Below are 10,771 nucleotides of genomic sequence, written 5' to 3'. Positions count from 1 at the left end.
CTTCCCTCTCCTTAGGTCGTTACTCGGGTTGAACTTCAGGCGTCCGCTCAATCGGAGTGCCCTTGTGAGTCACGACGGTCTTGGCAGGCTTCTCGCCCCGAGATGCCGGCGTCGAAAGCGCCATGAACTTCTCCCGCTTGAGCCGCACCTGGATCATGTGCGGGCAGCGTTGGTCGTCGTGGTAAAGCTCCTGGCAATGCATGCAGTAGATGCATTCATTGACGTTGATCTGCCCCTCCGGATGGATGGATTGAACCGGGCATTCCTTGGCGCAGCGCTGGCAGGGGGAGCCGCACTCCGGCCACCGCTTCAGCCACTCGAACATGCGGATGCGCCCCGGGATGGCGAGAGCCGCGCCTAGGGGGCAGACGTAACGGCAGTAGAAGCGCTCGATGAACAGGCCGGCCGCCAGCATGGTGAGGGCGAAGATCACGAACGGCCATTCCCGCGCAAACTTGAGAATGATTGCCGTCTTGAACGGCTCGACCTCCGCGAACACCTCTGCCAGCGCGATCGAATAGAGCGACAGGCCAAACAGGCCGAGGAAGATGATGTACTTGATCGGCCATAGCCGCTCGTGCAGGCCCCAGGGCAGGCGTATTTGCGGGACCTTCAGCCATTGCGCGATGTTGTTCGTCAGTTCCTGAAGCGCGCCGAACGGGCAAAGCCAGCCGCAGAACGGTCCGCGCCCCCAGAACAGCAGGCCGGCGGCCACCGCTGCCCAGAGAATGAAGATCAGCGGGGCGGACAGGAAGAACTCCCAGTTGAAGCCGGTGATCAGCGAATTAACGAAGGTGAGGACGTTGACCACAGATAGCTGCGCATTGGCATACCAGCCGAGCCAGACCAGCGTGAACAGGAGGTAGCTGCGGCGAATCCATGCGAAGAGCGTCGGCCGTTTCACCAGCCAGTCCTGGAAGAAGAAGATGCTGGTCAGGACGAGTAGTGCCACGATCGTGATGGCGATCTTCACGCGGTTCATGTCCCACATCCGCATCCAGAGCGGCTGGCCATCGGCAATCTGCTGGTCCGTCAGGAGGTCGCCCGCGGGTGGAGCACCGGCGGCACTTTCCGTCGGTTGCGCTGCGGGTTCTGTCGGTGGAACCGGCGCCGGCGGCGTCTCGATTGTCACGTACTTGTCCGGCAGGGCGTAGCCGAGATTGTAGTTCAGCACGGACTTGTTTCTGCCTTCGGCGTTGCGCTGCACCAGCATCTGAAGTTCGAAGGGTTGGGTGACGTCAAAGCCGAATTCGGAGGGGACCACGAAAAGGGCGATCTCCCGAAGGCGCGGCGCACCGTCAGCGGCAAGCGCTGGAATACGTGTATGATCGCGATCCCTGAAGCGGAGGCCCTGACCGTTCTGGAGCAGTTCGATCCGGTCAAAAATGCCGCCGCGGACATAGCCGGAGCCCTTGAACGAATAGGCGCCGTCCCCCGCAACGAGGATCGCCGCTTGGCCCGGCTGCAGCCTGCCGGCCAGCCGCTCATAGGCCACATCGCCGAGCAGCGAACGGCCGATGGATGGCACGCTCACCGGCGCCAGATAGAGATCGATGAAGCTGTCGTCGGGATTGCGCGTTTCCGGCTTGTCTGCCGCGATCGTCTGCCCCGCGTCGCGGAACGCCTGCGTCACCTCGCCGACCGTCATGCGCAGGCTGCGGACGGAGCCGTCGCCGAGAAGCGTCTGCCAGTCGGCGATGTCGGACTTGGACAGGTTGAGCTTGCGAATTTCGGCGGCTGCCGCGGCGCCAGGTGTGATCTCGACCCCGAGACGGTTGCTGCGGATAAGCTGGACTGCTGCGCGGGAGACGCTGTCTCCCATGACAAGGACCGTTACCGTGGCGCCGCTCACGATGTCCACCTGAGGTGGCCGTTCGGCGCCGGACGCGACGCGCCCCATATCCTTGTCGATGAGCGCGTTCATCGAGGCGATCACCTTCGCCTCTGGTATGCCGATAAGGACGATGGGCTCCTTGTGGTCGACCAGCTTGAAGCCGCGGATCACGCCTTGCGTGTCGATGCCGACGACGATGTGGATGGGCTTGCCAGAATAGCCGATAGAACTCGTGAAGTCGGAGTTTAGATAGGCATAGCCCAGGATATCGTCGCCGCGCATGACCGGCACGATGGGCGGGTCTCCGCTCAACTCCCCGAAGCGATCCGCTCCTTCGAACAGCTCACCCGGCTCGACCTTGTCCAGGAACGTGCCAAGTTGGCCTGCGGCATGGGCCGGAGGAACGGCATGAAGACCAAGAAGCAATGCCAAGAGAAGGACTGCTACTGCGGCTGATAGTCTGCAAAAGCCATTCAGCAAATTCGCTCGTGCCGCCACACCAACCTCATCGTCTTTTCATCGTAACCATCCCCGTGTTTATGCGCCTTGGGGAGGGCAACGTTGATCCACATCAATAAGCGGGCCAATATGCTCTTTCATGATCTAGGCTTCGAAACGATTGTTCAAGGCACTGGAGGAAAGATGAGCCGTCGCGAGCAGGAGCCCTGGAAGGTCGCATCACTGGATGAGGTGCTGGCCCTGGCGCGCGCAATGGAGCAGGAGGCGATTGAAGGTTACCGATCTCTTTGTCTTCGCATGCAAAGAGAAAATCGGCCGGATCTGGCATCGGTTTTCGAAAAACTGATCGCCGAGGAGACCAGCCACCTCGACAGCGTCGCTCGCTGGCAAGAGGCAGTTGGTTCTCGGTCCACTCCTGCTCGAACGCTGGATGAGCCCTTGTTCGATGATGAGGGAGCGGCGCTCGTGGCGCCGGAGCTGCTGGACGCGTACAAGGCATTCTCCATGGCGGTTCGCAATGAAGAGCGCGCCTTCGTATTTTGGACGTATGTTGCAGCACATGCGCCCTCGGAAGAGATAAAGGCTGCGGCGGAGCGCATGGCCAGGGAAGAGCTCGGGCATGTCGCAACGCTGAGGCGTGAACGCCGCAAGGCGTTTCACAGCCTGCGCTCATCCGCGATCAGATCCCAAGGCGCCGACATCGGTGCGCTGGAGCTTGAGCTCTCCGTAAAGCTGAGGGAGAAAGCACGGCAAGCGCCTGCTGAAGATGCGGCCGAGTTGCAGGCTCTCGCGGACAGCGCGCAAGAGAGAAGCACGGCTGTCGCCACAGGGGAGGTACAATCTGGCGCTGTCCCGGCCGCACCTTCCGGCATAAGCGACAGGCTCGTGCCGCTATGTGAATTCCTTCTGGACAGCTACCTTCTGCTTGCCGAGCAGGCAGCCGATGGCGACAGACAGCAGTCCTTGCAGGAATCTGCTGGAGCCGTGTTGAGGACCTTGTACGCTGTTCGGAAGATCGGCCAGTAATTTGGCTGAACCTCCATAGTTCAGCGCCGTCGCCATCAGCCGGATGAATGACAGGACGACAGCGGCGCCGAGGGGAAAGCTCAGGGTGCGGTCCGGTTCCCAGAAATGACGAGGAAACCCGCGACTATGCCGCCCGGTCCCAGATTGTGTACTCGAGAACCGAGCTTATGAAAGCTCCTCGAATACCTCCGGGTTCTCCTCTCCCTCAACGTCGATCCAGCCTGCTAGGCCGCGCTCGACCCTGGACAGGGAGTGGTCGACCAGAACATAGCGCCCCGGCACTTCCGGCTGGAATTCCACGATCGTGGCGCCTCCTGCCGGTACGACAACAGTCTGCACCTCTTCCTGGGGCGGCTGTGTGACGCTGCCATTGATGTAGACCCTGTCGAAGATCTCCCCGATTACGTGGAAAGACGACACATGATTGGGGCCACCGACGCCAAAGAAGATGCGGATGGTCTCACCCACCGCTGCCTTCATTGGGTAATGGTCCGTCAGGGCTCCGACGTGGCCATTGAGCACAAAATATTCTGGCCGCTCATTCAGAAGCTTGTCGTAGTCCTCTGTCAGGAGGCCTTCCGATCCGAAAGGCTCGGCGGTGTAGATCTCTCCTTGCATCACGTAGAACTCGCGGTCGACAGGGGGCAATCCCTCCTCTGGCTCCACAAGGATCATCCCGTACATCCCATTCGCAATATGCATCGCTACAGGCGGAACCGCGCAGTGGTAGACATAGAGCCCCGGATGACGTGCCTTGAACTTAAAGGCCTTCTCTTCACCGGGTGCGCAGTTTGTAGCCTCGGCGCCACCGCCGGGGCCCGTAACCGCATGGAAGTCAACATTGTGCATCATCCAGCTATCTTCCGAGTTCTTAAGGTGCACCTCGACGGTATCCCCGACCCGGACACGCACCATCGGCCCCGGGACTGTTCCATTGAAGGTCCAGAAGCGGAAGGTCGCCCGCTGATCCAGCCTCGCTTCAACTTCCCGGGTCTCCAGGTCGACGCGAATGGTCTCGGGCTCACGCTTCCCGACGGGCGGCGGCACGGATGAGGGATCATGTGAGATATCATTGGCGACAGGTGTCGGCACGGAGTAAGCGCGTTGGCTGAGGCTGCCGACCGCGTTGCTGTGGGACGCAGCACGAGTGGTGTTGCCTGCCGCGCCATGAGGATGTTCTGCCGCGGCCTCGTGGGCTATTCCCACGGAACTGAGCGCCAGTCCGGCGGAGCCGGCGAGCAATGCGCGGCGCGAGACAGTGCCGCCTTTGATATCTTCGGCGTGATTGTCGGTGCTATTGATCGTGTGACGTGTACGGTTCATTGCAGAGTTCTCCATCGCTTTCCGATTTGCACACGTCGTTAGCTGCCGCTGACTTCCCCGAGCAGCTCATCCATTCGCGTTCTGGCTTTGCCCGGTAGCTTCGCAGCTTTGATTTCGTCGATATTGTCGGTGCTATCACCCACCTGGATCACACCGACCATACCCATTCCGAGGTGCGGCAGGCATTTATACCCATAGACTCCCTCGACATCGAAAGTGACTTTGATCTCCTCATTGATCTTGCCCTTCCAGGGTTCCGCTCCCTCGGGGATCATGCCTTTGATCGATTCCGAATTGTGTCCTTTGTCTGCATTGACGAAAGTGACGGTGTCGCCTGGCGCGACTGCGAGGAATGCGGGCTCAAACTGCATCGCACGCCCTTCGGCATCCTTGTTCACCATCTTGACCTGATGGTCTGCGGCCAGACTGTGAGTGGATAGGCTCAGAATGCCGAGCGCAGCGAGCGTGAGGAACTTCATGTGTCTCTCCTTCGTCTTTGGCGGGGATCGACAGGCCAACCTTGAACCGAAGCAAAGGTTCCAGTGATGCGTCTGCGTACGCTGAAAGTGTGCCCACGGCCCGCGATGCGACAAAAGGCGCCACCCCGCAGCACGAGAAAGAAAAGATGAGCGGGTATCGGAGGTTTGTCCTCCGGTTCCCTTTGCTGCATGATGGTCCCTATGGGGTTGCCGCCAACTTGCAGTGATCTAGGTGAGGACGAGGGGGCTGCCGCATGCTCCCGAGCAGCAGGAAGGGGAGGGCCGAGGATGATCGGACAACTAACTGCCGGAGAAAGACAGCTTTCGGTTGTTATCCTGATAGCGCTGGTGATCATCGGTATCGCCATGGCAGCCGCCGGCCGCTTCGATCCGCTCGGCATACACGGCGTTGTCGTTCTCTTGTGCAGCGGCGTGCTTTTGGCGCGGCTGCTGTCGTCGCTCTTCGAGCCGGAGCCGCATCCGGAGCGTCTGTCGAAGTATTACGATGATCCGATCAAGGTGGGCATTGTCTTCACGATGATCTGGGCCGTCTTCGGCATGTTCGTCGGCGTCTGGGCAGCCGCGCAACTTGCCTGGCCGTCGTTGAACTTCGATACGTCGTGGACGAGCTTCGGAAGGATCAGGCCGGCCCACACGACGGGCGTCATCTTCGGATTTGGGGGCAATGCCCTGATTGCAACCTCATTCCACGTCGTCCAGCGGACGTCGCGAGCGCGACTGGCTGACCAGTTCAGCCCCTGGTTCGTCCTCTTCGGCTACAATCTCTTCTGCCTGGTCGCGGTTACCGGCTATCTCATGGGTGTGACCCAGTCCAAGGAATATGCCGAGGCGGAATGGTATGCCGATCTCTGGCTGGTTATTGTCTGGGTCACCTACTTCGTTCTCTACATACGGACCCTCGCGCGCCGGAAGGAGCCGCACATCTATGTGGCCAACTGGTACTACATGGCCTTCATCCTGGTTGTCGCGATGCTACACATCGTCAACAACATCGCGATCCCGATTTCACTCAGTCATGCAAAGAGCTACACGGTCTGGCCCGGTGTTCAGGATGCGATGGTTCAATGGTGGTATGGGCACAATGCCGTGGCATTCTTTCTTACGGCAGGCTTTCTGGCCATGCTGTACTACTATCTTCCCAAGCGCGCCGATCGTCCGATCTTCTCCTACCGGCTGTCGATCCTGAGCTTCTGGGGTATCACTTTCTTCTACATGTGGGTGGGGTCGCACCACCTGCACTATACGGCGCTTCCACATTGGGTTCAGAACCTTGGGATGACCTTCTCGGTCATGTTGCTTGTCCCCTCCTGGGCCTCCGCGGGCAACGCACTTCTGACCTTGAATGGTGCCTGGCACAAGGTTCGCGATGATGCCACCCTCCGGTTCATGTTCATCGCGGCTATCTTCTACGGCCTCTCCACGTTCGAAGGTTCGTTCCTTGCGATCCGGCCTGTGAACTCTCTGTCCCACTACACCGACTGGACCGTGGGTCACGTCCATGCGGGCGTTCTCGGTTGGGTCGCCATGATCACGTTCGGGGCTCTTTACACCCTCGTTCCTAGCCTGTGGCGTCGGGAGCGAATGTATTCCTCGATGCTGGTGGAGGCTCATTTCTGGCTCGCCCTCGCCGGGACGCTGATCTACATCTTCGCGATGTGGAACTCCGGTATCATCCAGGGCCTGATGTGGCGGACCTACACAGCGCAAAATACGCTCACCTATTCCTTCATCGACTCCCTGGTAGCGATGTACCCCTACTACATCGCACGCACATTCGGCGGCCTTCTGTTCCTGATCGGGGCGATCATCGGTTCCTACAATATCTGGATGACAGCCCGGGGGGCACCCGCCTCACGCACTGAACAGGATCTGCCTGTCGTCGATGGTCCTGTCTCGCCAGTGACCCCAGCGGAGTAATCACGATGAGAGAGCTCTTTCACCGGAAGCTGGAGCGGTCCGCACTCGGATTTGTCTTTGCCATCATCGCTGCTGCCAGCGTCGGCGGCATTGTCGAGATCGCGCCGCTGTTCACCATAGACGAGACAGTCGAGGACGTTCCCGACATGCGCCTCTACACTCCACTCGAGCTCGCAGGGAGAAACATCTACGTCCGCGAGGGCTGCTATGCCTGCCATAGCCAGATGATCCGCACGCTCAGAGACGATGTGGAGCGCTACGGCCCTTATTCTCTGGCTGTCGAGTCCAAGTATGACCGGCCCATGCTGTGGGGTTCGAAGCGGACGGGACCTGACCTGGCGCGTATCGGAGGCAAGTATTCCGATTTCTGGCACGTGGCACATCTGACCAATCCTCGCGAGGTCGTGCCGGAATCCAACATGCCTGCCTATCCCTGGCTTGCGCAAAACGAGCTCGACCTCGAGGATCTCGGCCTTCACCTGACGGCCCAGCAGTCTCTGGGTGTCCCGTATACCGATGAGATGGTCGAAAATGCTGCTCGGGACGCCTATGGTCAGGCGTCGCCAGACACAGACTTCGCCTCAGGCGTGACCGAACGCTACGGCGAACGGACGCAGGTCAGTACCTTCGACGGCGTGACGACGCAGGTGACCGAAATGGATGCTCTGGTGGCCTATCTCCAGGTACTTGGACGCCTTACCGACGCCGCCTATCAGGGGACGGCTGCGGAAGAATTGCCTCCGGACACGAGCAACTGACGGTAACTGGAGCATTCCATGGACCTCGACCACGACACACTCGTCTTCATCTCCAAGAGCTGGGGGCTCTTCTATCTCATCGCCTTTGCGGTCGGCGTCCTAATCTACACCTTCTGGCCCTCGAACAAGAAGCGATTTGACAAGGCCAAGAAGGGCATTCTCGACAAGGAAGACAGGCCATGGACGTAGAGGAAGTCGATCCCGTCAGCGGTCGAAAGACGACCGGCCACGAATGGAATGGCATCAAGGAACTGGACACACCGGTGCCGCGCGGTGTCCTGATCTTCCTGGTCGTGACGCATCTGTTCGCCCTGCTTTGGTGGATACTGATGCCGACATGGCCGCTCGGCACGACCTATACGAAAGGCGTGCTGGGCACCGACCAGCGGCAGAGGATCGAAGAGGATCTCGCTCAGAGCCAGACCGCTCGTGCGCAATGGACGGCAGCCATCGAAATGCGCAGCTATGAGGAGATCATTGCCGACGAATCCCTCATGGAGTTTGTCCGCGCCTCCGGTCGCCAGTTGTTCGGCGACAACTGCGCGGCCTGTCATGGCACCGACGGCACGGGACGGTTCAACTATCCGGACCTGACCGATGACGACTGGCTCTGGGGCGGGGGCGCGGAGAACATAGCAGAGACCCTTCGCGTCGGTATCAATGCAGCCCATGATGAAACAAGAGTGGCGGAAATGCCGGCCTTCGGACGCGACCAAATGCTTGACCGCACCGAGGTCCGGCAGGTGGCCCTGTATGTTCACTCGCTCACCAATCCAGAGACCTCCACGCCGCAGAATGCGACGGAGATACAGGCGGGCAGGGAGGTTTTCCTTTCGACTTGCGCTGCCTGCCACGGAGAAGATGCCGGCGGCAGCCAAGACATGGGAGCGCCCAATCTCGCCGACAACTACTGGGTCTATGGTGGCGACATGCAGACGCTTATCACCACGATCCATGGCGGCCGCCGCGGGCATATGCCGACGTGGGACGAGCGGCTGACCGAAGTCGAGATAAAGACGCTTGCGCTCTATGTGAACGACCTGGCCCTGGAGAAACGCTGATGTCTGCGCGTCAATGGCCACTGTGGACGCTGGTTGGGATTGCGGTTGCCGTCTTCGTCGCCGCCAACGCCCATCTTGTCTACATTGCAGTCGCGAGTGACCCGGGCTGTGTAAGCCATCCGGAAACGGCAGGATCGGGTGAGGGCCAGTATCGTGCAGCAAAATCTGCCTGTTAGCCCTTCAGGGAGGGACGAATGAAGATGCCTGGCAAAACCTATGGGCTCCTCAGCGAGACCTCGACGATCGAGGAAACGCGCAATCCCCTCTTCAAGAGGAACGTGTCTGCGCACGCGCCTCTGCAATGGCTTTCAAGAGGCTGGTCCGATCTATGGATACAGCCGGTACTGAGCTTGGGCTACGGCCTTGGGGTTTTCCTCCTGTCGGTGGTTTTCGTGTGGCTGCTGTTTGTCGGCCAGCGGGACTACTATCTGTTTCCGGCCATGGCCGGGTTTCTGATCATCGCGCCTCTGCTGGCTGCGGGGCTCTACGCCAAGAGCCGCGCCATCGAGGCGGGTGAACGGATCAGCGCCCGGCGGATGCTGCTCATTCGTGCCGAAACCGGGACGCACATCTTCTTCACCGGTCTGCTCCTCGTTTTGTTGTTTCTTCTCTGGATGAGATCGGCGGTTCTGATCTATGCGCTGTTTTTCGGGGTAAGTCCGTTCCTCGGGTTTTCGCAGATCGTTCAGGTCCTGCTGACGACGCCGACGGGCTGGGCCATGCTTCTGGTGGGTGGCTTCGTCGGTTCGCTGTTTGCCGGCTTTGCCTTCGGCGTGAGCGTGTTCTCGATCCCTATGCTTCTCGATAGGCGGGTCGATACCCTGACCGCCATGGGGATCAGCATGGCGCTGGTCTGGAACAATCTAAAGCCGATGCTGGCCTGGGGCGCGATCGTGCTGAGCCTGTTCCTGGCGTGCCTGGCGACTGGATTGGCGGGGCTGGTTATCGTCTTCCCCTTGCTCGGCCATGCCACCTGGCACGCCTATAGGGAGATGGCCGGAGGAGCTGCCCATGATGATGCGCCGCTCAAGTGAGGGAACCGTAGGCCCCACGGGATCATTCCCGTTTGAGGGATACCCACACGGCATCGACGACCGCAACAGAAGGTAGCCTGCAATGAGCCTTTTCCTGGTTCTCGTCCCGATCTCGATCCTCATGGGAGCGGTTGGCCTTGGCGCCTTCCTGTGGTCGATGAAGGATGGCCAGTATGAGGATCTCGATGGCGCAGCCGTCCGCGTCCTCCTGGATGACGAGGATGAGTAGGGGTCAAGGCCTTGAAGGGAACAGCATCGTTTTAGTTTATCGTGATAGATCGTCGTGGAGGATCCGATGCCAACGGTAGCCGCTCTGTTCAAGGATCTTGAAGCCGCCCAACTGGCTGCTGAAAAACTTTCCTCTTCTGGCGTCCCGGAGGAGGATATCAGTATCATTTGCAATCAGAGCGAACACCTAACAACCGACATCGACCCTATCGAAAGCACGACAGCCGGAGCCAGTATCGGTGCCGTCGGAGGTGGCGCTCTCGGTCTCGCCGCCGGCCTTGCTCTCATGCCTGTCTCGGGCCTGGGCCTTGTGGGAGTGCTGGGATGGCTTGCCACAAGCCTTGCCGGAGCCTCGGCGGGCGTCGTAGCGGGCGCAACGGCCGCAAGCGTCTATGACATCTTACGCACCAGCGGCGCGCCGGAAAAAGAGGCGCACTTCTATACGGAGGGGTTGCGCGCTGGAGGTACCCTGGTCGCCGTCAAAGCGGCTGGGGATTTAGATAGCATTGGGAAGATACTGCGCTCCGCCGGCGGCGCCTTCGCCGTTCCTGAGGAGGACAATTCATAGCGGTAATGGCCGGTCATCTCCGATACTGTTGAAAAACTCGCGTTGTCGGTGCTGGGTAGCCGT

The 10,771-nt window shown here is 60.0% G+C and carries 12 protein-coding genes; 9 read left to right on the top strand and 3 right to left on the bottom strand.

The features are described from left to right. Positions 1–19: 19 nt before the first annotated feature. Positions 20–2,266, bottom strand: a complete 2,247-nt coding sequence (locus tag ACEPP2_RS19160) for a 4Fe-4S binding protein (protein ID WP_395517607.1) — start codon at positions 2,264–2,266, stop codon at positions 20–22. Positions 2,267–2,395: 129 nt separating this feature from the next. Between ACEPP2_RS19160 and ACEPP2_RS19155 the strand changes: the two genes are divergently transcribed. Next, a complete protein-coding gene (locus ACEPP2_RS19155; protein ID WP_395517606.1) occupies positions 2,396–3,319 on the top strand; it encodes a ferritin-like domain-containing protein in 924 nt (307 codons plus the stop codon). 165 nt (positions 3,320–3,484) lie between these two features. Here the strand turns inward: ACEPP2_RS19155 and nirK are convergent, their stop codons facing one another. Together nirK and ACEPP2_RS19145 are read right to left on the bottom strand one after the other, a co-directional pair. After that, a complete protein-coding gene (gene nirK, locus ACEPP2_RS19150; RefSeq protein WP_395517605.1) occupies positions 3,485–4,642 on the bottom strand; it encodes a copper-containing nitrite reductase in 1,158 nt (385 codons plus the stop codon). A gap of 38 nt (positions 4,643–4,680) precedes the next feature. Next, positions 4,681–5,121, bottom strand: a complete 441-nt coding sequence (locus ACEPP2_RS19145) for a pseudoazurin (protein WP_077548901.1) — start codon at positions 5,119–5,121, stop codon at positions 4,681–4,683. 291 nt (positions 5,122–5,412) lie between these two features. On the opposite strand from ACEPP2_RS19145, the gene ccoN reads away from it, so the two are divergent. From ccoN to ACEPP2_RS19105, 8 genes are all read left to right on the top strand, one after another. Further along, positions 5,413–7,059: a cytochrome-c oxidase, cbb3-type subunit I gene (ccoN, locus tag ACEPP2_RS19140; protein WP_395517627.1), complete on the top strand. Its 1,647-nt coding sequence runs from the start codon at positions 5,413–5,415 to the stop codon at positions 7,057–7,059. Between the two features lie 5 nt (positions 7,060–7,064). Further along, positions 7,065–7,817, top strand: coding sequence for a cytochrome-c oxidase, cbb3-type subunit II (gene ccoO / locus ACEPP2_RS19135; protein WP_395517604.1), 753 nt, complete (start codon positions 7,065–7,067; stop codon positions 7,815–7,817). 18 nt (positions 7,818–7,835) lie between these two features. After that, positions 7,836–8,006: a cbb3-type cytochrome c oxidase subunit 3 gene (locus ACEPP2_RS19130; RefSeq protein ID WP_142593890.1), complete on the top strand. Its 171-nt coding sequence runs from the start codon at positions 7,836–7,838 to the stop codon at positions 8,004–8,006. Further along, positions 7,997–8,878: a cytochrome-c oxidase, cbb3-type subunit III gene (gene ccoP / locus ACEPP2_RS19125; RefSeq protein WP_395517603.1), complete on the top strand. Its 882-nt coding sequence runs from the start codon at positions 7,997–7,999 to the stop codon at positions 8,876–8,878. The genes ACEPP2_RS19130 and ccoP overlap by 10 nt, the downstream gene beginning before the upstream one ends. Beyond that, entirely contained in the window at positions 8,878–9,054 is a 177-nt protein-coding gene (locus ACEPP2_RS19120; RefSeq protein WP_395517602.1) for a hypothetical protein, read from the top strand. Before ccoP ends, ACEPP2_RS19120 begins: the two co-directional genes overlap by 1 nt. A gap of 18 nt (positions 9,055–9,072) precedes the next feature. Beyond that, positions 9,073–9,912 (top strand): DUF2189 domain-containing protein, encoded by an 840-nt coding sequence (locus ACEPP2_RS19115; RefSeq protein WP_395517601.1) that lies wholly within the window; start codon positions 9,073–9,075, stop codon positions 9,910–9,912. A gap of 82 nt (positions 9,913–9,994) precedes the next feature. Continuing rightward, on the top strand, positions 9,995–10,141 hold the full coding sequence (gene ccoS / locus ACEPP2_RS19110; protein WP_077548895.1) for a cbb3-type cytochrome oxidase assembly protein CcoS: 147 nt from the start codon (positions 9,995–9,997) through the stop codon (positions 10,139–10,141). 54 nt (positions 10,142–10,195) lie between these two features. Continuing rightward, the gene (locus tag ACEPP2_RS19105) at positions 10,196–10,708 is read left to right on the top strand and encodes a hypothetical protein (RefSeq protein WP_395517600.1); all 513 of its coding nucleotides are present in this window, start codon (positions 10,196–10,198) and stop codon (positions 10,706–10,708) included. The last annotated feature ends 63 nt before the right edge of the window (positions 10,709–10,771 follow it).

The organism is Pseudorhizobium flavum (assembly GCF_044142885.1).
Classification (GTDB): domain Bacteria; phylum Pseudomonadota; class Alphaproteobacteria; order Rhizobiales; family Rhizobiaceae; genus Neorhizobium; species Neorhizobium flavum.
This window is presented reverse-complemented; position numbering and strand designations above follow the sequence as displayed.

Coding starts and splice junctions, on each gene's coding strand:
- ACEPP2_RS19120 (WP_395517602.1), top strand. CDS start 8,878: ATGTCTGCGCGTCAATGGCCACTGTGGACGCTGGTTGGGATTGCGGTT.
- ACEPP2_RS19130 (WP_142593890.1), top strand. CDS start 7,836: ATGGACCTCGACCACGACACACTCGTCTTCATCTCCAAGAGCTGGGGG.
- nirK (WP_395517605.1), bottom strand. CDS start 4,642: ATGAACCGTACACGTCACACGATCAATAGCACCGACAATCACGCCGAA.
- ACEPP2_RS19145 (WP_077548901.1), bottom strand. CDS start 5,121: ATGAAGTTCCTCACGCTCGCTGCGCTCGGCATTCTGAGCCTATCCACT.
- ccoP (WP_395517603.1), top strand. CDS start 7,997: ATGGACGTAGAGGAAGTCGATCCCGTCAGCGGTCGAAAGACGACCGGC.
- ccoO (WP_395517604.1), top strand. CDS start 7,065: ATGAGAGAGCTCTTTCACCGGAAGCTGGAGCGGTCCGCACTCGGATTT.
- ACEPP2_RS19115 (WP_395517601.1), top strand. CDS start 9,073: ATGAAGATGCCTGGCAAAACCTATGGGCTCCTCAGCGAGACCTCGACG.
- ccoS (WP_077548895.1), top strand. CDS start 9,995: ATGAGCCTTTTCCTGGTTCTCGTCCCGATCTCGATCCTCATGGGAGCG.